The organism is Pseudomonas sp. RA_15y_Pfl1_P11 (assembly GCF_963970975.1).
GTDB classification, from domain to species: Bacteria; Pseudomonadota; Gammaproteobacteria; order Pseudomonadales; family Pseudomonadaceae; genus Aquipseudomonas; species Aquipseudomonas tritici.
This window is the reverse complement of sequence record NZ_CAXAOY010000005.1, coordinates 269,023-291,518: the sequence shown is the minus strand read 5'-3', so window position 1 is coordinate 291,518 and position 22,496 is coordinate 269,023. Positions and strand designations below refer to the sequence as shown.

The 22,496-nt window shown below is 58.2% G+C and carries 18 protein-coding genes and 6 pseudogenes; 10 read left to right on the top strand and 14 right to left on the bottom strand.

Annotation, left to right across the window (positions count from 1 at the left end):
• Positions 1 to 3 precede the first annotated feature (3 nt).
• Positions 4 to 1,383 (bottom strand): exodeoxyribonuclease VII large subunit, encoded by a 1,380-nt coding sequence (gene xseA / locus AACY44_RS08810; RefSeq protein WP_339420565.1) that lies wholly within the window; start codon positions 1,381 to 1,383, stop codon positions 4 to 6.
• Positions 1,384 to 1,393: 10 nt separating this feature from the next.
• Positions 1,394 to 1,741 (bottom strand): annotated as a pseudogene (locus AACY44_RS08805) (LysR substrate-binding domain-containing protein); the annotation flags it as partial.
• A 42-nt stretch (positions 1,742 to 1,783) separates the two neighbouring features.
• Here AACY44_RS08805 and AACY44_RS08800 point away from each other — a divergent pair.
• From AACY44_RS08800 to AACY44_RS08775, 6 genes are all read left to right on the top strand, one after another.
• Positions 1,784 to 2,551, top strand: a complete 768-nt coding sequence (locus AACY44_RS08800) for a sulfite exporter TauE/SafE family protein (RefSeq protein ID WP_339420566.1) — start codon at positions 1,784 to 1,786, stop codon at positions 2,549 to 2,551.
• A gap of 144 nt (positions 2,552 to 2,695) precedes the next feature.
• Entirely contained in the window at positions 2,696 to 3,244 is a 549-nt protein-coding gene (locus AACY44_RS08795; protein WP_339420567.1) for a sugar ABC transporter ATPase, read from the top strand.
• Between the two features lie 104 nt (positions 3,245 to 3,348).
• Positions 3,349 to 4,818, top strand: a complete 1,470-nt coding sequence (gene guaB, locus AACY44_RS08790; protein WP_339420568.1) for an IMP dehydrogenase — start codon at positions 3,349 to 3,351, stop codon at positions 4,816 to 4,818.
• A gap of 81 nt (positions 4,819 to 4,899) precedes the next feature.
• Positions 4,900 to 6,477: a glutamine-hydrolyzing GMP synthase gene (gene guaA / locus AACY44_RS08785; RefSeq protein WP_339420569.1), complete on the top strand. Its 1,578-nt coding sequence runs from the start codon at positions 4,900 to 4,902 to the stop codon at positions 6,475 to 6,477.
• 530 nt (positions 6,478 to 7,007) lie between these two features.
• Positions 7,008 to 7,253: a TolC family protein gene (locus AACY44_RS08780; RefSeq protein WP_339420570.1), complete on the top strand. Its 246-nt coding sequence runs from the start codon at positions 7,008 to 7,010 to the stop codon at positions 7,251 to 7,253.
• 185 nt (positions 7,254 to 7,438) lie between these two features.
• Positions 7,439 to 7,891, top strand: coding sequence for a hypothetical protein (locus AACY44_RS08775; RefSeq protein ID WP_339420571.1), 453 nt, complete (start codon positions 7,439 to 7,441; stop codon positions 7,889 to 7,891).
• 503 nt (positions 7,892 to 8,394) lie between these two features.
• On the opposite strand, the gene AACY44_RS08770 is transcribed toward AACY44_RS08775, so the two are convergent.
• On the bottom strand, positions 8,395 to 9,966 hold the full coding sequence (locus AACY44_RS08770; protein WP_339420572.1) for a putative bifunctional diguanylate cyclase/phosphodiesterase: 1,572 nt from the start codon (positions 9,964 to 9,966) through the stop codon (positions 8,395 to 8,397).
• Between the two features lie 195 nt (positions 9,967 to 10,161).
• Between AACY44_RS08770 and AACY44_RS27715 the strand changes: the two are divergent.
• Positions 10,162 to 10,272 (top strand): annotated as a pseudogene (locus AACY44_RS27715) (DUF2252 domain-containing protein); the annotation flags it as partial.
• Positions 10,273 to 10,348: 76 nt separating this feature from the next.
• Here the strand turns inward: AACY44_RS27715 and AACY44_RS27710 are convergent.
• The 9 genes and pseudogenes from AACY44_RS27710 to AACY44_RS08730 all read right to left on the bottom strand — a co-directional run bounded on the left by AACY44_RS27710 (position 10,349) and on the right by AACY44_RS08730 (position 19,291).
• Positions 10,349 to 11,050, bottom strand: coding sequence for a methyl-accepting chemotaxis protein (locus AACY44_RS27710; protein ID WP_370468000.1), 702 nt, complete (start codon positions 11,048 to 11,050; stop codon positions 10,349 to 10,351).
• 417 nt (positions 11,051 to 11,467) lie between these two features.
• Positions 11,468 to 12,259: pseudogene (locus tag AACY44_RS27705) on the bottom strand (cache domain-containing protein); the annotation flags it as partial.
• Between the two features lie 734 nt (positions 12,260 to 12,993).
• A complete protein-coding gene (locus tag AACY44_RS08760; RefSeq protein ID WP_339455922.1) occupies positions 12,994 to 14,364 on the bottom strand; it encodes an ATP-binding protein in 1,371 nt (456 codons plus the stop codon).
• Complete coding sequence (locus AACY44_RS08755) at positions 14,364 to 15,023, bottom strand: response regulator (protein WP_339435990.1); 660 nt, start codon at positions 15,021 to 15,023, stop codon at positions 14,364 to 14,366. The genes AACY44_RS08760 and AACY44_RS08755 overlap by 1 nt, the downstream gene beginning before the upstream one ends.
• Positions 15,024 to 15,034: 11 nt before the next feature.
• The gene (locus AACY44_RS08750) at positions 15,035 to 15,679 is read right to left on the bottom strand and encodes a tetratricopeptide repeat protein (protein ID WP_339420576.1); all 645 of its coding nucleotides are present in this window, start codon (positions 15,677 to 15,679) and stop codon (positions 15,035 to 15,037) included.
• On the bottom strand, positions 15,676 to 16,485 hold the full coding sequence (locus AACY44_RS08745; protein WP_339420577.1) for an SDR family oxidoreductase: 810 nt from the start codon (positions 16,483 to 16,485) through the stop codon (positions 15,676 to 15,678). The genes AACY44_RS08750 and AACY44_RS08745 overlap by 4 nt, the downstream gene beginning before the upstream one ends.
• Positions 16,472 to 17,146, bottom strand: coding sequence for a TenA family transcriptional regulator (locus AACY44_RS08740; RefSeq protein ID WP_339435991.1), 675 nt, complete (start codon positions 17,144 to 17,146; stop codon positions 16,472 to 16,474). The genes AACY44_RS08745 and AACY44_RS08740 overlap by 14 nt, the downstream gene beginning before the upstream one ends.
• Positions 17,143 to 18,624, bottom strand: coding sequence for an AMP-binding protein (locus AACY44_RS08735; RefSeq protein ID WP_339506068.1), 1,482 nt, complete (start codon positions 18,622 to 18,624; stop codon positions 17,143 to 17,145). The genes AACY44_RS08740 and AACY44_RS08735 overlap by 4 nt, the downstream gene beginning before the upstream one ends.
• Complete coding sequence (locus AACY44_RS08730) at positions 18,614 to 19,291, bottom strand: thermostable hemolysin (RefSeq protein ID WP_339435993.1); 678 nt, start codon at positions 19,289 to 19,291, stop codon at positions 18,614 to 18,616. Before AACY44_RS08730 ends, AACY44_RS08735 begins: the two co-directional genes overlap by 11 nt.
• Before the next feature lie 189 nt (positions 19,292 to 19,480).
• On the opposite strand from AACY44_RS08730, the gene AACY44_RS08725 reads away from it, so the two are divergent.
• Positions 19,481 to 20,029: a cytochrome b gene (locus AACY44_RS08725; RefSeq protein WP_339420582.1), complete on the top strand. Its 549-nt coding sequence runs from the start codon at positions 19,481 to 19,483 to the stop codon at positions 20,027 to 20,029.
• A gap of 55 nt (positions 20,030 to 20,084) precedes the next feature.
• Here the strand turns inward: AACY44_RS08725 and AACY44_RS08720 are convergent.
• A pseudogene (locus AACY44_RS08720) lies at positions 20,085 to 20,444 on the bottom strand (tyrosine-type recombinase/integrase); the annotation flags it as partial.
• A gap of 32 nt (positions 20,445 to 20,476) precedes the next feature.
• On the opposite strand from AACY44_RS08720, the pseudogene AACY44_RS27700 reads away from it, so the two are divergent.
• Positions 20,477 to 20,583: pseudogene (locus AACY44_RS27700) on the top strand (Mg chelatase-like protein); the annotation flags it as partial.
• 18 nt (positions 20,584 to 20,601) lie between these two features.
• On the opposite strand, the gene AACY44_RS08715 reads toward AACY44_RS27700, so the two are convergent.
• Positions 20,602 to 21,816, bottom strand: coding sequence for an aldose 1-epimerase family protein (locus AACY44_RS08715; protein ID WP_339420583.1), 1,215 nt, complete (start codon positions 21,814 to 21,816; stop codon positions 20,602 to 20,604).
• A gap of 437 nt (positions 21,817 to 22,253) precedes the next feature.
• Here AACY44_RS08715 and AACY44_RS27695 point away from each other — a divergent pair.
• Positions 22,254 to 22,458 (top strand): annotated as a pseudogene (locus tag AACY44_RS27695) (DUF6124 family protein); the annotation flags it as partial.
• Positions 22,459 to 22,496 lie beyond the last annotated feature (38 nt).

The following is a 22,496-nucleotide window of genomic DNA, read 5'->3' as shown; positions in this document are numbered from 1 at the left end:
TAATCAATCCAATAACGAAAGGGTGACGGGTGTCAGGTGGTTGTCTTCCACCCGCACTTGTAATTTGCCTTCACCGAGACGCGCGGTGAGGCGCTGGCCGGTGTGGGTTTGAGCGGCGTCGCGAATGGCCTGGCCGCGTTCGTCCAGCAGGATGCTGTAGCCACGGCCCAGGGTCGCCAGCGGGCTGACCACCTGCAGCGTCTGCACCTGGCTTTGCAGTTGCAGGCGCCGAGCCTTGAGGCCTTCACGCATGGCGCGGGGCAGGCGTTCGGCAAGGCTGTCCAAGCGCTGACGCAGCAGGGCCAGTTGCCGGCCGGGGTGTTGGCCGGCAAGACGGGTTTCCAGGCGGATCAGGCGTTCGCGCCGGGTATTGAGGCTGCGCTCGAACGCACGGCGCAGGCGCATGTCCAGGTCATCCAGGCGCTGGGCCTGTTGGCGCAGACGCTCGCCAGGGTGACGCAGACGTCGGGCCATGCCCTCCAGGCGCAGGCGGTCATGGCTCAGGCGATTGCGCATCAGCATCACCAGGCGACGGTGCAGGTTTTCGACTTGGCGTACCAGGTGGCTGGCGTCCGGCGCGAGCAATTCCGCCGCAGCGGATGGGGTAGGGGCGCGGACATCGGCGACGAAATCGCTGATGGACACATCGGTCTCATGGCCAACGGCGCTGACGATTGGTGTGACGCAGGCTTCTACCGCGCGTGCTACGGCCTCTTCGTTAAAGCACCAGAGGTCTTCCAGCGAACCGCCACCACGCGCCAGGATCAGCGCATCAAAGCCCCGGGCGTCGGCCAGTTTCAGCGCACGTACAAGCTGCGGGATGGCTTCGCGGCCTTGCACGGCTGTCGGGATCAATGTCAGCTCAACGTTCGGTGCCCTGCGGCGGAACACGCTGATGATGTCGCGGATCACTGCGCCGGTTGGCGAGCTGATAATGCCGATGCGCCGAGGATGCGCCGGCAGCGGCACTTTACGTTCAGCGCTGAATAGACCTTCGGCGCTGAGCTTTTCTTTCAGCGCATCGAACGCCAGGCGCAGCGCGCCATCACCGGCCGGTTCCACGGTATCGAGGATCAGTTGGTAATCACCCCGGCCTTCGAACAGCGAGACCTTGCCGCGCACTTTCACCGCCAGGCCATCCTTCAGCGCCTGGCGAACCCGCGCGGCGTTATTGCGAAACAGCGCGCAACGCACCTGGGCGCCGCTGTCCTTGAGGGTGAAATACACATGGCCGGAGGCCGGGCGGGCGAGGTTGGAGATCTCGCCTTCGACCCAGATATTGGTGAACACGTCTTCCAGCAACACCCGCGCGCGGCCGTTGAGCTGGCTGACAGTCAGGACTTCGCGGTCCAGGCCCAGTCGGGCAAAAGGATCTTTAATCATGGGCGGCAGTTTATAGGCATTCGCGCAGTGTTTGACAGAATTGCTCCACCAGCGCACTTGGCGCCTGCGCGCAGGCGAGGGCCACGGTGCTGAGGCAGTCCGGCTCGGCCAGGGGCAGAAAGTGCAGGTTAGCCGGGGCGATGTCCTGCATGGATTTTGGTAACAAGGCAATACCGAAGCCGGCCTGGATCAGCTGCAACTGGGTGGTCTTAGGGGACATCACCCGCGCGGCCTTGGGGAAAAATCCCGCACGCATGCGCAACTCGGCTGACAGATAACTCAGGCCGCCGCGTTGCGGATGGGGGATCGAGATAAACGCTTCGTCCTTCAATTGCGCCAGTTCGATAGGCGCATCGCTCACCGATGGCTAAAGTGATCTCTCTCTCGTAAGGAATTTTCCATGAGCCCGGTTGAGCTGATGAGCCAGTGGTCGTTTGTTGGTGTGGATTGGCTGGTCATCGGTCTGGGCATCGTTGTGGCCTATATCGTGTTTGGCATCGCCGGCTTTGGAACGGCGTTGGTGGCGGGGCCACTGCTGATTATGTTTATGCCTCTGTCGAAAATCATCCCGCTGCTGGTGCTGCTGGATTTTGTCGCGGCCTTTGGCAACCTGCTGCAAGCGCGGCGTGATGTGAACAAGCCGGAACTGCTGCGGTTGCTGCCGTGCATGGCGATAGGTTGCACGCTTGGCGTGGTGTTTTTGCTCAACTTGCATTCCGACCTGTTGCTGTTGTTGATGGGCCTGTTTATCAGCGCCTACGCGATCTACAGCCTGACGGTAAAGGCGCGGCCGACACAGCTGGCGGCGGGCTGGTCGATTCCCGTGGGTACGGTTGGCGGGCTGTTTGGTGCGCTGTTTGGCAGTGGTGGCTTTTTATATGCGATCTACCTGAACAGCCGCCTGCCCAAGGATGCGGCGCGCGCGACGCAGAGCGCGTTGATCAGTTGCAGCACGGTGGTGCGCTTGAGCCTGTTCCTGGTCGCCGGGGTGTATGCAGATTTGCCGTTGTTGATGTTGGCGCTGTGCCTGCTGCCAGCGATGGCCCTGGGGCTGTGGTGTGGGCGCAGGCTGACGATGCGTATGTCGCGTGAGGCGTTTGTGCGGTTGGTGACCTGGTTGGTGCTGGCCAGCGGGATGGCGTTGATTGGGCGGTACTTGAGTACTTGACCTGAGTGGGGCAGGGATTAAGCTGCCAGCCTTCAGGGCGTCATCGCGGGCAAGCCCGGCTCCCACAGTTGATCGCGTTCCAATGTGGGAGCCGGGCTTGCCCGCGATGGCGCCAGTAGCCACACCGCAGGACTCTCAGGTCTCATGAACTCCCAAAGCATCCTTGTCCCCAAAATCTCCACCTTGCCCGTCCACGAACCCCGCGCCCGGGCGATCGTGCGCTGGCTGGTGCGCAAGAACATTATCAAGGAAGAGCTGACCACCTGTGGCCGCACCGGCAACCGCATGGCCTACGCCCTGGCCGATGGGGCCCGCGCCGTGGTGCTGCACCCCCAGGCGCTTCCGTTCAACGAGCCGATCAACGGCCTGGAAATCATCTACAAACGCTGCATCTACACGCCGGCCAAGGGCTTTCTCGAAGAAGCCGGCTGCCCGGAATGCCGCAAGGAAGTCGGCGAAGCATTGTTTGACAGCCTGGAAGACTGGATGCCCGGTCACACCGATAACTTCACCTGCCCGCTGTGTGGGCATGAAGACGACATCAATGGGTTCCTGTTCCTACAGGAATGCGGGTTTTCCAACCTGGGGTTCATTTTCAACAACTGGGCGGAGGCGGGGTTCAAGCAGAGCTTTATCGACGAATTTGCCGATTGGTTGGACCAGAAGATGAGTTGGGTCAAAGTCGAGCTTTAACCCTTCTATCAGTATTACCAAGTTTGTCAGAGTTTTACATTGAGCCCGAGAGGGTGCATGTATATAATGGCGCGCTTCCATTTTCCCGCTCGGGAGCCCCCGCGATGCTGCGTATCAGCCAAGAAGCTCTGACATTCGACGACATTCTCCTAGTGCCCGGTTATTCCGAGGTACTTCCTAACGAAGTCAGTCTCAAGACCCGCCTAACCCGTGGCATCGAGCTGAATATTCCCCTGGTTTCCGCTGCCATGGACACCGTCACTGAAGCCCGTTTGGCAATCGCCATGGCTCAGGAAGGCGGCATCGGCATCATCCACAAGAACATGACCATCGAGCAGCAAGCTGCCGAAGTGCGCAAGGTCAAGCGTTACGAAGCCGGTGTGGTGAAAGATCCCATTACCATCGAAGCCGACGCTACCGTGCGTGAACTGTTCGAACTGACCCGCCTGCACAACATCTCCGGCGTTCCGGTGTTGCACGATGGCGACCTGGTCGGCATCGTCACTTCCCGCGACGTGCGTTTTGAAAACCGCATGGAAGTCACCGTCCGCGACGTGATGACGCCTAAAGAGCGCCTGGTCACTGTCCGCGAAGGTGCCGACAAGAATGATGTGCGCGAACTACTGCATAAAAACCGCATCGAGCGCGTGCTGATCGTCGACGACAAATTCGCCCTTAAGGGCATGATGACCGTCAACGACATCGAAAAAGCCAAGGCTTACCCGCTGGCCAGCAAGGATGATCAAGGTCGTCTGCGCGTTGGCGCCGCCGTCGGTACCGGTAAAGACACCGGTGACCGCGTTTCGGCCTTGGTCGCTGCCGGCGTTGACGTGGTGGTGGTCGACACCGCCCACGGTCACTCCAAAGGCGTGATCGACCGCGTGCGTTGGGTCAAACAGAACTTCCCTGATGTGCAAGTGATCGGCGGCAACATCGCCACCGGCGCAGCGGCCAAGGCCCTGGCTGAAGCGGGCGCCGATGCAGTCAAGGTCGGTATCGGCCCTGGCTCGATCTGCACCACCCGTATCGTTGCCGGTGTGGGCGTGCCGCAAATCAGCGCCATCGCCAACGTCGCCGCCGCCCTTGAAGGCACCGGCGTTCCGTTGATCGCCGACGGCGGCATCCGTTTCTCCGGTGACCTGTCCAAGGCCATCGTTGCCGGTGCTTCCTGCGTGATGATGGGCTCGATGTTCGCCGGCACTGAAGAAGCGCCAGGCGAGATCGAACTGTTCCAGGGCCGTTCCTACAAGGCTTACCGCGGCATGGGTTCGCTGGGCGCCATGTCCCAGGCGCAAGGTTCTTCCGACCGTTACTTCCAGGACTCCTCGGCAGGCGCCGAGAAACTCGTCCCGGAAGGCATCGAAGGCCGTGTGCCGTACAAAGGCACACTGAGCGCGATCATCCATCAACTGATGGGCGGCCTGCGTTCTTCGATGGGCTACACCGGCAGCGCCGACATCGAAGAAATGCGCACCAAGCCAGAGTTCGTGCGGATCACCGGCGCCGGCATGGCTGAATCCCATGTCCACGACGTGCAGATCACCAAGGAAGCGCCAAACTACCGCGTAGGTTGATGCTTCCAGCAAAATGTTAAGTAACCGGGGCTGTTCTTTCAGCCCCGAGTTGTTTCTGATTCATTAGACGAGACTGACTTCATGGCCCTCGACATTCACGCCCACCGCATCCTGATCCTCGACTTCGGTTCCCAGTACACCCAGCTGATCGCCCGCCGCGTGCGTGAAATCGGCGTGTACTGCGAACTGCATCCGTTCGACATGGACGACGAAGCGATCCGCGAATTCGCACCTAAAGGCGTCATCCTCGCCGGTGGCCCCGAGTCCGTGCACGAAGCCAACAGCCCGCGTTGCCCGCAGGCCGTATTCGATCTGGGCGTGCCGGTCTTCGGTATTTGCTACGGCATGCAGACCATGGCCGAGCAACTGGGCGGCAAGGTTGAAGGTTCCGAGCTGCGTGAATTCGGTTATGCCCGTGTCGACGTGGTCGGCAAGAGCCGCCTGCTGGACGGCATCGAAGACCACATCGACGCCGACGGCCTGTTCGGCCTCGACGTGTGGATGAGCCACGGTGACAAAGTCACCAAGATGCCGGAAGACTTCCACATCCTGGCCAGCACCCCGAGCTGCCCGGTCGCCGGCATGTTCAGCGACGAGCGCCGTTACTACGGCGTGCAGTTCCACCCGGAAGTGACCCACACCAAACAAGGCGGCCGCATCCTGTCGCGTTTCATCCTCGACATCTGCGAGTGTGAAGCCCTGTGGACGCCGTCGAAGATCGCTGAAGACGCCATCGCCAACGTGCGTGCCCAAGTCGGCACCGACAACGTGCTGCTCGGCCTGTCCGGTGGCGTTGACTCCTCTGTGGTTGCTGCGCTGCTGCACAAAGCCATCGGCGACCAACTGACCTGCGTCTTCGTCGACAACGGCCTGCTGCGATTGCACGAAGGCGAGCAAGTGATGGCCATGTTCGCCGAGAACATGGGCGTCAAAGTTATTCGTGCCAACGCCGAGGAGCAGTTCCTCAACAACCTGGCCGGCGAGTCCGACCCAGAGAAAAAGCGCAAGATCATCGGTCGCACCTTCATCGACGTCTTCGATGCCCAGGCCAAACACCTGGACAACATCAAGTACCTCGCCCAGGGCACCATCTACCCCGACGTGATCGAGTCGGCCGGCGCCAAGAGCGGCAAGGCCCACGTGATCAAGTCCCACCACAACGTGGGTGGCCTGCCTGAGGAAATGAACCTCAAGCTGGTAGAACCGCTGCGCGAACTGTTCAAGGACGAAGTCCGCCGTCTGGGCCTGGAACTCGGCCTGCCGTACGACATGGTCTACCGCCACCCATTCCCAGGCCCGGGCCTGGGCGTGCGTATCCTGGGTGAAGTGAAAAAGGAATACGCCGACCTGCTGCGTCGCGCCGACCACATCTTCATCGAAGAACTGCGCAAGGCCGACTGGTACCACAAAGTCAGCCAGGCCTTCGTGGTGTTCCAGCCAGTTAAGTCGGTTGGCGTGGTAGGCGATGGCCGTCGTTACGCATGGGTAGTTGCGCTGCGTGCCGTAGAAACCATCGACTTCATGACTGCGCGTTGGGCGCACCTGCCGTACGAACTGCTGGAGACTGTCAGCGGCCGTATCATCAATGAGATCGAAGGTATTTCGCGCGTTACGTATGACGTGTCGAGCAAACCGCCGGCGACGATTGAGTGGGAGTAGGGTTGATTCGCAACTATATGATTTTTATCAAAAAAAATAAAAACAGAAAGCGATGTTTGCTACGACGTCAATGGCGTTCTTAATGGCGCGCATCGTACGCATGTGAGAGAGCTACATCGATACCATGGCCTGGATAAGGAATGCCGACATGGTATCGAGAACGCTTGGCTGCGCAGATGTCAGCAGTAACTGTTTGCCAGTCTCCACTTAAAGTAACTCTGCGCCCGGAAGCCTTGTCCGGCTGTGTATTCAGCGCTGCCGTACGGGCCAAGGCCGAAAAGCAGACGGCGGTAATTGGCGTAGTCGGAATTTTTTCGACTGGAAAAATCACGCCGAGTCGGTCATCAGCAGCGTGCGTCTGAGCGACGAAGAACGCGCGCGAAGCCGAGTGATGATAATCGACGCCAACCACAGGATCATTGCTAGCTCGGACGCCCGGGATCACTTGGGCGAAGGCATGGAATTGCGAGCTAAGGCCGGGCAGCCGAGTGGTTACAGCATGTTGAGCGGCAACAGTCGAGGATTACCTGGTGGAGCTGCGCACCTTGCAGTCGGAATTGGAAGCGCGGCGTAATTCTGCGCAATCGGCGGAAGAGTCGGCGTCGGTCAGCCGCGACCAATATGAAGCCGGGGCCATCGACTACCTCGATGTTGCCACTACCCAGTCCACTAGCCTGAGTGAGCGCCAGACCTTGCTCAGTCTGGGTGTCTACGCAGTTGGTGACCAGCGTCCAGTTACAAGTCGCCTTGGGCGGCTCCTGTACTGGGGGCACTGATCATCCCCCGGAGTAACCTGGCACCTGCGCTGCGCTGGTAAGTCGAATGCTGCAAAGCCGGTGCACCGGATGCTGCAATTGGCCAATTATTGTCATGCTAGTATCCGCGTGCCCCTGGGAACGGACCGTTCCTGCGTATGGGCGGTCCATAATGTTTGAGTATTTCGTCCAGTAGGAGGTTTTGCGTGCTCAGGAAGTCAAGTTTCGCACTGCTCGCCCTGTCTGCCGCCGCTTTTTCGGCGCAGGCTCAATCCGATCGTCAAGTGGTCGAGGACATGGTGACCCGCTCGGCCAATGTCTGCCCGGGCCACAGTACCGAGCGCACCACGCCCACCGTGAAGGCGGTGCCCGTCGGCGCGTTGCGGGTCATGCTCGATCGTGGCCTGGTCATGTGCCCCGATCGGCGCCTCGATGCCGACGCGCCGGCCGTGTTCTACGGCAGAGTCGGCGTTTTTGAATGGAACCCCGAAGTATCGGCAGGCTCGGCGGTGATCGTCAATCAGATCGACGCCATGACCCGTAAGGACGATTACCCATCGGACACCCTGGTGTGGGACGCCGAGGGTAGCCTCGAGCAGCGTACCGTGCCGGCTTTTGAAGCCAAGCCAGGGGCTGCGGTGCTGTACAAGGTCCGCTAGGCCCTGAAGACTTGGCGTAAAGCGTTAGATTGATTTCCAGGTGCATGGCTTCCTAGGACAGTCTGACGCGTACCGGCGCAGGTCAGCAGCTTCTGTTGTTGGTTGCGAGCTGGTGCCATTCAAAGGCGGGGCCGCTGCCCTCGTACTTAACAAAACCGCAGTTTCATCGACGCCAGTCGTTCCCTCGGCGTCGGTGAGCTGGCCCCTCTGCCACGGGTTGTTGCCGCTGATGCAGAGTTGACCCTGCTGCCGACTTGGCGTTGCCCCATAAGTATTAAGCCCAAAGTCAGATCGGCTAACGCTTTACGAAGTAGAAGCATGGGGCAGCGAAGTTTCGGCAGTTGGGTCAACTCTGCATCAGTGGCAACAGGCCAAGCTCAGCGTCACGTTTCCTGAGAAATCGACATTTTCAACAGAATTAGCCAAAAGCTGACATTCGGTTAATTGCGACTACCGGCCAAAAAGTAGCGGCCACGCTAACTAGAAAACCACGGGCGGTTCAGTTATGCCGTTTCATTACCAGATTTTGATAACGATCCCAGCATCTCCCTTAGGCGCGTTTCCGAAAGCGGTTCACTGAACAGAAACCCTTGTGCCATGGCACAGCCTGCTTCACTCAGCCATTGCGCTTGGCAGCGCGTTTCAACCCCCTCCGCAAGAGTTGTCAGGCTCAGTCCTTTACTTAGAGAAAGGACGGCTCGGACGATGCGGGCATTCTTGTCGTTTTCAAGAACCGTGCTGATGAAAGTGCGATCTATTTTAAGTTTGTCAAAATTGAACTGAGCCAGTTGAGCCAAGCTGGAGTAGCCTGTCCCAAAATCGTCCATGGCGATACGGATGCCCATTTCATGCAGCGCTTCTATGTGCTTGCTTGCCATTCCAAAATCGCTCACTACGGAGGTTTCGGTCACTTCCAATTCAAGCCTATTCGGTGGGAAGCCGGTTCGCTGTAATGCACCCTTCACTCGGTTGACGAGATTTTCGTCACGAAGGTCCAATGCGCTCAGGTTGAATGCTAGCAATAGGTGCTCAGGCCAAACTGCTGCCTCCCGGCAGGCTCGTTCCAGCAATAACGTGGTGAGCTCGCGCATCAGGCCGGATCGCTCAGCAGCAGGGATGAAATGTAAGGGGGAAATCGGCCCATGCAAGGGATGGTTCAGGCGGGCCAAGGCCTCGAAGCCAACAATACGCTCATCCTCCAGAGCAACAATTGGCTGATATGCCAAGCTCAGATAGCCATTATCGAGTGCTTCGCGCAGCAACTGCACTACTTGGGATTGCTTTTCCAGATGCACATCCCGACTCGGATCGAAAAACCGAACTGTATTCTTGCCGTCATGCTTACCTTGGTACAGCGCAAGATCGGCCCGCCGCAGCAAGCTGCTAAGGTCCCTCCCGTCTTGTGGAAACTGTGCAACACCATAGGTGCCCGCTGTGCAGAGACATACGGAGTCAAATACCATAGGGCTTGAAATCAAAGAGGCGAGTTGATCTAGGAAAAGACGAGCTGACTCGGCTGTTTTTGCAGACCGAATGATGAGCGCAAACTCATCTCCGCCCAGACGGCAGGCGAAATCACCATCTGGTAGGCTTGTACTGATACGGCTTGCCAATTCCCGCAACAGCCGATCGCCATAGCTATGACCATAAACATCGTTTACTGATTTAAAGCCATCCAAGTCAAACAGTACAAGAAAGAACGGATCATTAGGACACAGTCTGCGTGAATGGAACTCCAAGTCCAGCCCTCTACGGTTGGGCAACCGCGTCAAGGTGTCATGGATGGCCATATCGATGGCCGCTTTTTCAGCCAGACGTCGACCGACAATTTCCTTGCGAAGCTCGTAGACCCTTCGAATACCAAAGGCAAAGCCACACCAGCCCATGACGATGAGGCCTAAAAAGAACTCGTCTGCCTGCCAGCTCTCGTGCCGGATATTGAAGCGAGTAAGTGCTTCATAAAGGTCAAGGTGAAGGCCAGCCCAAAGCACGCAAGTGCCCAAACAGGCGACGACGATGAAGTCTAACCACGCTTGGTGGAGTCTCAAGAAGCGACGTAATAAACGGTCGGCCATGGAAATGCCATCATTTTAGGGTTCTCATCTTTAGCTATCGACCCATTTAAAACTTCCTTGAGTCCATCCATCATTCAGGACCCCTTACCGCCAACCACCTTTTTCGGCCCGCTTAACTTGTAATGACGTCCAGACGCTATTAATTTCGCATCATTTAGATGCGTGGGTCAGCGAAATTTCGGCAACTGGGTCAACTCTGCATTGCTGTTTACACCGTCCTGGCTATGGTCCGGTGTTGTGCTCCTGGTAGGTCGTTACGAGCAAGGATATCTGGAGCATTGCCGTCGCTGCGCGCTGGACCACTGATAGTCTGTCCACGCTTAGCCGCAAAGGCTAACTGGCATCAGCTTCGTTAAACGGATGCCGGTTTTCCCCCGCGTAGCTAGGGCGTGCCGCGGCTCAATCCACCCAGACGGGTTGAGATCGACTGCATGCCTTTGCCCAGTTCCCGAAGGGTGCTCGCATCTCGCGCGCCTTCTTCGCTGGCCGCATGGATACGTACCGCCAGCTCGTTGATTTCCTGAGTCACGTGGCTCTGCTCTTGGGCGGCAACGGCGATCTGCTGGGCGCGCTGGACGATGTCATCGAAACTGCCCACCGTAGTGCCCAATGTGGCGGACACGCCGACTGCCTGTTGCACTGACTCGCGAGTGCGTTGAGCGCCGTTTTGCATGGTTGTGACGGCAGAATTTGATGCCTGGCGCAGCTGGGTGATCATCTCCTGAATTTCGTTGGCAGACGTTTGTGTGCGGCCTGCGAGTGTGCGCACTTCATCTGCCACCACCGCAAAGCCACGTCCTTGCTCTCCGGCTCTAGCGGCCTCGATAGCAGCGTTGAGCGCCAATAGATTCGTCTGCTGAGAGATCGATTTGATTACCTCCAGCACGCTGCCAACTCGCTCGATGTCTTCACCTAACTGAGTCATGGCGGTGGCCGCGCCTGAGATGTCGGTCGCCAGGCTTTCGATGGACTCACCGTTGCGGTTGACTTGGTCCTGACTCTTTTGCGCTTCTACCAGTGAGCTGCGGGCCGTGTCCGAGCAGTCTGTGGTGTTGCGTGCGACCTCGTTGGCGCTGGCCGACATTTCAGTAATGGCGGTGGCGAGCAGGGTGTTGTCCATGCGTTGAGTCTCTGCCCGTTCAGCCAGGCCATTGGACAGTTGCGCCAGTTCGTTGGCCTGGGTTTCCAGTGACACCGACTCATCGGCAATGCGTCGCAGCATGGCCTGCAGAGAGCCAGCGTAATGGTTGACCGCAATGCGCAACGCGCCGAGTTCATCTGACCGCAGAATCTCTAGCTGAGCGCCTGCCTGACCGCCTTGGCCCAGACGTTCGATTTGCGCAGTGGTTTCCTCAAGCTGAGTCAGCAGCCGTTTGCCGGCCAGCCATGCCAGCCCCAGCAGGATGCCCAATAGGGGTAGCAAGAACAGCAAGATCTGCCCGGTCAGCTTGTTCGCGAGTCCGACCACGCGGGCCTCTGGCGTGACCAGCCCAATGCGCCAGCCGGTGCCTTCCATGGTTTCCAATGTGATGTAAGCCGGTCCATCCAAGCGCGCATCGTGTTCCAGATACAGCGTTGTCGTGCCGGCCGGCTTGCTCGACAGGCTTTCGGCGACCGGCTTCAACCACGTTTGTTCCTGGCTCAACCCGGCAATGGTCGGCAGGCCCTTGGTGCTCTTTGCATCGGGGAAAAACAGCAGGTTCCCTGAAGGATCGACCGCAAAAGCGTAGCCGCCGGTGACATTGCCCTTGGCCTTGAGAAACGCTGCGAGGCCGTCAAGTTTGAGATCGATAGTGGCGACACCGGCAAACGCGCCCTTTGCGAGGTAGGGCACGCTACAGGTCGTCATTGCCACGCCACTGACCGGGTCCTGGTAAGCATCTGACCAGACGCAACGTCCCGATGGCGCGGATTTCGCTCCCGTGTACCAGGACTCAGCCTGATACGGCGGGGTTTGCGCGGCGTTGTACTCGTCCGAGTAATCCAACCCATTGCTGACGTTGCGTGCCCAGAAAAAACTTCGGCGATCAGTACCGGCAGTAAAACTGTTGGGTTCTGGCCACAGACCGCCGCCTGCAATGGCTGCATCGCCTTGGCTGTCGATTACATTAGGCAGATTAGCCTTGAGCAGGGTTTCGTCGTGGGGCAGGGTTTCAGCCAGGTGCGCCATCGCTGTAGCGGTGCCTTCAATGCGATTCACTTGCAGGGCTAACTGGCGTGTAATCGCACGGGCCGATTGTTCCGCTGCCTCGGTTCCTGCTGCCACTAACTGAGGCTTGCCGCCCAAGGTCATGACTGAGTAAATCGCCAATGCCGTGAGAACCAGCAGCGTCAGGATCCCCAGAGTCATTCGCCCTGCGATGCGGTTGGGAAGTAGCGACATGCTGAAACTCCACAAAATTAAGGTTGGCTTTAGTTAATAGCGGCAGCCAAGCCCGGTAGTTGAGGCGCTACATGATATTTTGAGTGATTAGGCGACCGGTGGCTGTCAACGGCAATGCAGAATTGATACAGCTGCCCACATTTCGCTGACCCAGGCTTCTACTTCGTAAAGCGTTAGCAGGTCTGACGTTGGACTGAGTACTTATGGCGCAACGCCAAGTCGACAGTAGGGTCAATTCGTATCAGCGATAATAAAGAAATCGAAGGTTGTTTATTAATCATAGTATTTTCCATGGGTTTGGCTTTTTTTTATTATGGCCTCTATTTAAAGTGTGGAATTGTCTAGTTGATAATTGCGTGTGAGTAAGCGCCTATAGTAACTAGTTGATTTTGTGTAAAAAATTATAATGGTTACGATATTTTCTATGTAGTTAATGGCGCTGGCCATGGTGCTCAGTGCAACAATCACTATAAAAAGACATCGATACCATGTTCAGTTTTACAATGCTGCTATGGTATCGAGTGTGCTTGTCAGAGGACGTAATGGGTGGCGGGAGTCTGATTCAGCAACAAATGTGGTACAGCTCATGGTTCACACAATATTTGCCGACTCTGCAAAACGAATAATCGCTTGATGCTGTGCGATTATTCTTTGGCTGGAATTGATAACGTAGCTCTCAAACCTCCCTCTGCTCGGTTTACCAGTTCGATACGTCCGTTCAAACGCAGGGCTATTGTGTTGACGATGGTTAGCCCCAAACCGGCGCCTTGCGCCGTTCCACGGCTATAGAAACGCTCAAACAATCGCTCTCTAGATGACTCATCAATTCCCGGCCCCTGGTCGTCGACGGTCAAATGACAGAAGCCATCAGCCTGGTTCAGTTGCACAGCGATTACCCCGTGTTCGGGAGAGAAATTGGCTGCGTTGGTGATCAGGTTGCCCAGCGCGATGTCGATGGCGGAGGGGTTGGCGAATACATAAAATGGCTGGTCGCTGACATCGAATATCAGTTCAAGGTTTTTGCTCAACAACCACGGTGTCAGTTGCACGAGACTATTACGCACGGTTTCGTTGAGGTCGATGCGCTGTAGCGGTGGCGGATTGGGTTGGGGCTCCAGTCGCGCCATGGTCAGTAACTGGTTGACCAGTCGGCTGGTGCGATCAACGCCTGAGATAAGGAATTCCAGCGATTCTCGACGTTCCTGTTCTGTGCCTGCCTCCAGCAGGTTTTGCGCGTGCACTCGCAGCACGGCGAGTGGCGTACGCATTTCGTGGGCTGCGTCGGCAATGAAGCGTCGTTCACGGCCAAGCACTTCTTGAATCTGCGCGAGCATGCGGTTGAGCGCCGCCTGCATGGGCTCAAGTTCGCTGGGCAACGGTGCCAGTTGCAACGGCTCAAGTGAGCCGCTGTTGCGGGCACGTAGGGTCTCGGCCATGTTTGCCAAAGGCTTCAAGCCCCAGCCTATAGCGAGCCAGACCATCGCCGCGAGCAGTAAACTGCCGACGATGTTCGGCCATAGCGTATGACGCACGATGCGGTCGACCAGATCAGCGCGCACATCATCGAGCTCGCCAACCCAGATGCGCATGCCGTTTTGTGGGTCTTCAAGGAGAAAGGCGCGCCAATGACGATGGTTCACATCCACCACAGCACTGAAACCCGGTTGCGTCGGCGGTGAACTGAAGGACGGCGCGCTGGCGGTGTGCACCAACACCTCCCCGCCAGCGCTCCATACCTGAAAAGCAATTTTCCGTTCGTATGGATGACCATCGCCGCGCGGCAGCGCTTCGCCCAGTGCGCTATTGAAGGCCCGGTACAGTTCGGCGTGTTGCTTGCTCCCCAGCGGCATGCGCATCACGCCTTGCAATAAGCGCGCGTTCTGCGCCAGTTGAGCATCGTAAACCTCGGCGATTTCATGATTACTATCGTGCAGATTGAAGAGGCTGAGCACCGCCAGACCGGCCAGCAGCAGGCCAATGATCAGCGTCAATGTACGGCGACGGATCGAAGTCATCAGCGTTCCTCCACCAGATAGCCCACACCCCGAATGGTACGGATCAGCTCAGTAGAGAACTTTTTGCGCAGGTGATAGATGTGCACTTCCAGAGTGTTACTTTCCGCTTCTTCACTCCAGCCATAGAGCAGTTGAATCAGTTGATCTCGAGTCATCACCCGGCCCGGAGGTGAGAGCAGTTCATGCAGCAACTGATACTCCTTGGGCGTCAGTGCTACGGGATGGCCCTGGTAGCTGACCTGCTGGGTGCCGGGGTTGAGGATGATGCCGGCATGTTCGATCAGCGCTTGCGCGCGTCCGGCACTGCGCCGCAACAGCGCTCGCAATCGCGCCTTGAGTTCGGCCAGGTCGAACGGTTTGATCAGGTAGTCGTCGGCACCGGCATCCAGCCCCGCAATGCGATCTTCGGTTGCATCGCGGGCGGTGAGAATCAACACCGGCAGGTTCGAGCCGCTGTCGCGCAGGCGCCGCAGCACTTCGAGACCGTCCATGCGTGGCAAACCGAGATCCAGCACAGCGACATCGAACGTTTCGCTGAGCAGGGCATGCAGCGCGCTGCTGCCGTCCTTGAGCCAATCGACGGTGTAGCCTTCGCGCCCCAGCGCTTGATGGATGCCTTCACCTAGCGCCGCATCATCCTCAATCAGTAATAAACGCACGCGGACTCCTGTCAGTCGAGTTTCTTGTTGACGTCCACCAGCAGAGTGGCGATCTCTTTGCGGCGTCCCGCATCTGCCGTTTCACGGCCGGGACGCGGCGCCGCTTGCAGGGCTTTTTGCAGCGCCGCTTTTGCTTCAGCGTAGTGTTTCTGACGGTAGAGGTGATCGCCCCAGAAGTATAGGCTGTCGATGCCATCGGGGTTGAGTTGCAGCGCCTGCTTGAGCAGCTGTTCAGATTTGTCGCTGTCGCCAAAACCGATAGGCCAGCCGGGCACACGATCATACAGCGCCGCCAGGCTGGTATAGGCCGAGCCTTGCAGAGCCTTGGGGTCGAGGGTCAGGGACTTCTCCAGGTCGGCCTTAGCGTCCTTGGCTTTGCCCAGCGCTCCGAGTCCGCCTTCGGCACCGGCCCAGCTGCTGGTGACAATGCCTTTCCAGATCCAGGCTTCGGCCACCGCCGGGCGCTGCGCAGTGAACGCCTGGGTTTCGCTGGACAACTGCTCGAACGCGGCGGCGCGCTGTTTCTCCGCCACTTCATATTGGATGTGCGCCCAGGTTTGTTGAATGCTGCTCAGGCGCTGCTGGTCGGCGGCCTCCAGGGCCCAAACGCTTTGGCTGAGGGTTGCTATCAACAGGCACGCGAAGATTTTTTTCATGGCTTGAGGGTCTCGTTTTCGGGTTTTTCGCTGAAGCGACGGATCAGGGGCAACTGCTTGCGCAGCCCTCGATCGACCAGTTGCGGCAGTAGATTGTTGAGGCGCACGAAGAAGCGTTCGGGCCATCCCAGATACAGGTCGCGGCGGTCACCGGCAATCGCGTGGATCACCGCCGAGGCCACGGTTTGCGGATCATCAACGTTGGCCTTGAGCGCGTCGTTCAGGGCTTGCGCCGTCGCGCTGTTCATCGACGTGCGGGTGGCCCGCGGTGCGACGTAGAGCACGCTGACCCGGGTGTCGGCCAGCTCTCGGCGCAACGCTTCGGAAAACCCGCGCAGGGCAAACTTGGTCGCGCAATAGCTGGCGTAACCGGCATAGCCGATCGAGCCATAGGTCGAGCCGACGTTAACTACCATGGCGCTATCGGCCTGCTTGAGTAGCGGCAGCAATAGCTTGGTCAGGCAGATCGGCGCGTTGATGTTCACCGCGAGCATCGCATTGATATCACTGTCTTCTAGCTGTTCGAGCATGGCGAAGTGGTTCACCCCGGCGGCGTTGATCAACAGATTGACTCCGCCCATTTCTTCGGCGGCGGCGAGTACTTTGCGTTTGTCGCTTGGGAGTGTCAGGTCAGCCGCGACCCAGCACAGGGCGTCAGGGTAGCGTTTGAGCAGTGGAGCCAAGGCTTCCTGATGCCGTGCCACGGCCAATACTCGAGCACCGGCGGCGCACAAGGCTTCGGCGATAGCCATGCCGATACCGCCACTAGCACCGGTCAAGACGACGCGCGCGTTACGCAGCTGCATGTTCGGTCTCCGCGTCACGCGGCAGGCCACGAAACATGTCGGTGTACAGTCGGTACACGACTTTTGAAGCATGAATCACTGCTGCTTGATCCTCAGGATCTTCCAATTGGTTCATCAGGCGGCGATAGGTTTGCATGTGTTCGATGTCTAGAGAACCGTGAGAGCTCAGGTAACTGAAGGCGGTTTCCGGCAACGCCAGGCGCTCCTGAATGCTCCCTGCCGCGTGTGTGGCCAGGGCGATACTCGTGCCTTCGAGGACATTGACCATGCCAAATAGACCCACCGGGTTGCCTCGGGCAATCAGGTCATAAAGGAAGCTCACCATCAGCTCAATCGGCAGCGAAGGCTGGCCATCATGCACGGCCTTGCGATCACCTCCGCAGGCCGCAATGTCGTTGAGTACCCATTGTTCGTGGCCGTATTCGTCTTCGATGTACTCGCACACGGCTTTGCGCAACCATTCCAGACGCGTCGGCAAACGTGCGCCGCATGCCATCATCAATGGCACGGTGTGGCGCACGTGATAGTAAGCCTGTGCGAGAAAAGCCCGATAGCTATCGAGGCTAACCTTACCGTGCAACGCATCGTGGATAATCGGCAGGTTGAACAGCTCGTCGCGTTCACGCTGTGTGGCTGCTTGCAGGGTGTCGAAAAAACTCATGATGCGGATTCCTCTCGGACAACGGATTCGGTCAATTGGGCGTGGTACTGCGTGACGATGGCGTCACGGCGTGGGCGGCCATTGGCGGTTAGAAAGCCATTGGCTGCAGTGAAGGGTTGTGGCAGACGCGTCCACTGATGCACCTGTGCGTAATCGGGCAATGCCTCGTTGGCTTCGGCGACGGCAGCGGCTAGTTCGGCATCGGTGCAGTCCGGGCGATGCGGCCAGAGCAGGGCGTGATTGCGCGGCAAGGACTCACCGTAAACGAACGCCTGGGCGATGTGGCGGCGCTGGGTCAGCTCGGACTCGACCCATTCCGGGTTGACGTTGCGCCCGTAACTGGTGACGAACTGATGCTTCTTGCGCCCCTTGAGATAAAGAAAACCTTCCGGGTCGAACTCGCCCAGGTCGCCGCTCGGCCACCACTCATCGGCGTACGATGTGTCCCCTAGATAGCCGAGCAGCGTCGAGCCCTTGATTAGCACTTCACCGTCTTCGGCCAACCGCACTTCGACATGGGGCAGCGGTCGACCGACGCTGCCGGGTCTGAGTGCGCCGGGGCGGTTGAGGCACACCACTGACGCGCATTCGGATAAACCGTAACCTTCAAAAACCGGTAGGCCGACCCGTTGCGCACGGTCCAGCAAATCTTTGGAAACTCTTGCACCACCGACCGCCGCAAAGCGCAGAGTTTGCGGGGCGAAGGCTTTCTGTTCGGCGGCGCTGACTAGCATCAGCAACAGCTGTGGCACCAGGATAAGACTCTCCGGCGCACGCCCGGCGAGATAACCCAACAGGTGCGGCACATCGACGCCACTGGCGCCCTGAATACCGAGGGTTTTCTGGCTCGGCAAACTGAGCATCGCACCGGCATACAGCGCGGCATAACAGCCTAGGTTCTCCAGTAGTATCGCCAATGGCAGCAGCGCCAAGTGATGTTGCGGGCCGGTGGTTTCGCTCGCCTGATCCAGCTCTCGTGCGACCCGCAGCAAGCTGTCGGCACTCAGGCAAACACCTTTCGGCGTGCCGGTGGTGCCGGACGTGAAGGTCAGTTTGGCGGTGCCAATCGGCATGTGTCTTTGGCTGCTAAAGGCGCGGCACCAGAACTCGCCGCGTTGCTCATAGCCGGCAGCGCGCAGTTCGGGGTCCAACTCCGGTTCGGCAATCACGCGTTCGGCCTGACTCTGCTCCAGACAATGGGCGCGTTGTGCCGCGCTGAAAAACGGCGGCAGCGTTACGCAGGTCAACCCTTCGAACAACACCGCCAGATCCCAGAGCATTGCGTTGACGCCGTTGTCCAGCGCCAGGGCGACGACTTGCACCTGCTCATCGCGCAGCCGCTCCTGGCGATACAGCACTTCTGCATAGACGGTGGCGTAATCGAGTTTCAGCGTGTCGCCCCACAGAGCGGTCGCGTTGTTATTACGCTGGGCGTGCTCGCGCAATGTTTCCTGAAAGCGTTGCAGTTCAAGCGACATGACAGGCTCCTTCAATTGAGGTCGGCAAACCTAGGCGGCTGAACAGGCCGATATTGCGTAGGTGGACGAACCCGGCGCGGATGTTGCCGACGTGCACCCAGGGTTTGCTCTCGTAATAACTGCCCCAATGTTGGCGCTCGTCGCCCAGTCGATCTGGATCAGCGGCGCACAAGGTCACGGGTTTCAGTCCGAGACGATGGAAGCTGTTGACCAGTCCGATATTGCCAGTGAACGTCACCCATTCCAGGCCACCCATGGCCAGCAAATAGGTGATGGCGATGATGCTCAGGCGCGCGCTGCCGGTGTCGCTGGCCGCCAGATTGCCAACCTCGACAATGGCATTTCGGTCTACCGAGTGATCAGCCGCCGCGCTGATCAAAGGCTCAATTGGTTCATCCAGATACCGCTCCAGAAACAGCGGCTCAAGGTGCGCGCGACGCACGCCGGCCACTGCGCACAACTGGCCCTCACCGTTGTGCATACCGAACAGCTCGGGCATGAAGTGGCGGATGTCGGCGCCGTGGGCCTTGCGAAAACGCTGCTGGATAAAGTCTTCGAATGTCGCTCGCAAAGCGTCGTTCGGCAAAGCACCAGCCAGGGTTAACGGTGACGTTTCAGCCTGGCCGAAATGCAAGGGCAGGGGGATGTTCCAGTCGAGATCGAGCATGGGCCGAACGCCTTCCTCAATGAGATTGAGCGAAGTATCCAAGCCATTTCTTAACGAAGTCTGAAGGTGAAAGAGGAATAACCTTTGGGTCGATCTTCAGACTCTCTTAAGGCAGGACGAGCAGGGTGACGCAGCCGGTTCAAGGAAACCGGATCAACGGTCCCTCACAACAATCAACAGGCGCTTCTTATGACCAGCGACACCGCCGTAACCCGATATGGAAAACTTTCAATAGCCCTGCACTGGCTGATGCTCGCCCTGTTCGTCGGGGTATATGCCTGTGTTGAAATCAAGGGTTATCTGCCCAAAGGCAGCGAAGCGCGGGGTTTGCTCATGGGCTTTCACGGCTTGTTTGGTACAAGCATCTTCGCCCTGGTGTGGGTTCGCCTGGTCGGGCGCCTGAGCCCAAGACCACCGATCATCCCAAGACCACCGGCTTGGCAGACCGCTATCGCGCATCTGACACACCTTGCGCTTTACGGGCTGATGATCGCAACGCCCATCCTCGCCTGGCTGATGCTCGCAGCTGGCGATAAGCCGTTCCCTTACTTTGGCTTTCACGTGCCGGCACCGGTAGCCATTGCCCCGGACTTCGCCAAACAGCTGAAGTACTGGCATGAGCTGGTTGGCACTGCAGGATATTGGTTGATTGGTTTGCACGCGGTGGCGGGTCTGTTTCATCACTATTGGATGAAGGACAATACGCTGGAAAGGATGGTGTTTGAGCGAAATTCATGAAGGACAGCTATTGGCCGAAGGCGACGCGGTGAACTGCCCCGTCGCCGTTACCCGCTCATACTTCAGTCTGCTCAGCCATCTCAAGCGCGTCGTCCACTTCGACGCCAAGATATCTGACAGTGCTTTCTAGCTTGGTGTGACAGAGAAGTATCTGTACTGCTCTGATGTTTTTCGTTCATCGATAGATCTATGAAGCCTTGGTACGACGCATCGTATGAGTACCATATGGCACTGGGTCGAGGCCGATGGAGCTTACCCAGGCTTCCACTATGCGTGAGTATTGACGCGTGGATAGATGCTCGGAAGTTTTTAGCCAACTTGGAAACAGAAAGTCCCTATTTCTAAGTCGAGCCTGTTGTACCCATTCCTCCACAGCGAGTCGCGTCTTCGCAGTGATCTCGAATTGGACGGGCTGCAGTCGGCCAACCGAGGACAGTGACCGAACCGTTGCAAGCAGCCCATCGCCGCTCAAGGTCGCGCGCTCGCTGGTGGACCTTGAACAAGCCGACGGGATCAGACGCGAACACATGGCCGAGGGGCTGCAATATCGGGCGACAATGCTCCAGCCCCTGTCACCCCTTGGTAAGATCAACCAACGGCGTCTGCCGCACCTCAGTCTCCCGCCCATCCTGAATCTCGCTAACCTGCTTCAAGGCTCTATCTACCGCCGCCTTATCCGCCAACAAGCTATAGCTGATGCGGAACTGCTTGTGTTCCTTGGGCCCAATTGTCGGTACCAGATTCAGTGGTCGCTGATAACGGCGGTTGTAGGAAAAACTTGTCCCCGGCTCCAGCCCCGTGACATAGCCCTGGCCTTGGGTGTCGGTGTTTTTCCACAGGGAAAACACGGGCAGTGTCTGGGTATTGAAGCCGACCGAAACGCCCAGGCTACCGGCCTTGTTATGCAACACGGTCAACGTATCGCCCTTGGCATCGGCATACGGCACCACGTTGTACACCGTTTCGTCGTAGTCCTTGGTCGGTGCGCGGTAGGTTTGCCAGTCGGGCAGATCGTCCTTGGCCTTGTCGTTGAACGGCGACACCTGTTTCACCGGCGCGGCGAAACGAGCGCCCTGCTCCAGGAAAGGGGTGCTGAAGTTGCTGTGATAAAGCGCCTGGTATTCCTTCGGATAGTCGCCGTTGTTGGTCAGGGTGTCGTTGAGGGCGAACACGACGCTGCCGGGTTCGGTGACCAGTTCGGTCGCGACCGAGAAGTCGACCTTCTTGAACGCCTGCTCTTTCAGCTCGCCGCGCAGGGTAATGGCGTACGGTGGTTTTTCATCGATATGCAGCGTGACTTTATTCGCAGGAATGTTGGCGGCCCGACCGTGCAGGGTGAGCAGTTCGCCGTTGTCGACGCCGGGGTGGCCGACCCATTCGTATCCGCAGCGGGTGACCAGCTCATTGAAACCTTCCAGCCAGCCCAGACCACCGCGGCCATTGAGTTCGATGAAAGACGGATTGACCACTTCCTTGACCGGCGAATCCCAGCCCATGCGTACATTGCCAACCGAGGCCTGCAAGACGTTCATTCCGCGAGTCGGCACTACCGAGAGTTTCATCGTGCCGTTATCGATGTCGACGATGCTGACGCCCTCCTGCCGACCGCCGTGCAAGGTGCGCAAGGTAACGCTGAAGGGTTTGTCGGTTTTTATTCCGAGTTGCTGACTGGTGATCTGCCAGCTCTGGGCGGCTTTGTCAGTGTCGAGCAGAACGTAATCCCAGGCCATGGCGTGGGAGGCAGCGGACAGTGCGCTGAGGGCAACAAAAAGTTTGAGCGGGGTCATGGCGGCAGCCTTTCTTGGAGTTGTGCCATTTTTATAAACGTGATGAAACGTTTCAGCAAGCTAAAAGATCGACACGGTGATGTCGCTGATAGCTCATTTCTCCCTTCTGTTGCCGGCTAAAGACCCTAAGATGCACTTCGCGAATAGCGGCAATCGACCCAGGCTGTGTGAAGACGTTTTGGAGCAGATTTTTCAGTCAGGACTGGAACGAACATCGCGCTCTCACGCAAATTTTCGGGCCGCTGATTAACAAAACGCTCGCAGATTTTACGTAGCAACGAGACTTCAATACGGCGCATGCGTTTTCACACAGTCTGGCCCCTAAGCCGACGCTCATCTAAAATTCCCTATCGGTTTTGCTCCAAATGTGGTGCTCATAAGGCCAACTCCCTCGACCATTCCCTCAACACCGAAGACATCAAAACCCGCAACTGGGCCCGAGCACGATGTATGCGGTTAACCCGGATTCGACACCGAAAGCTTGCTGGTTCACGCCTGTGGATCCTTGGCGTCGCCAATGTAATGGCCTGCGACTTGGCGGAGACGTTTCAGTGGCCGAGTCGTAATGCGTTGTTGGGAATTGCACAGATCATCATGCTCGGTGAGCTGGCGCTGGATCGGTTGGACCGCCTGCGTAATCCCGACACCGGGCGGCGAGGGCGTGGGTGCCCTTGCCACTG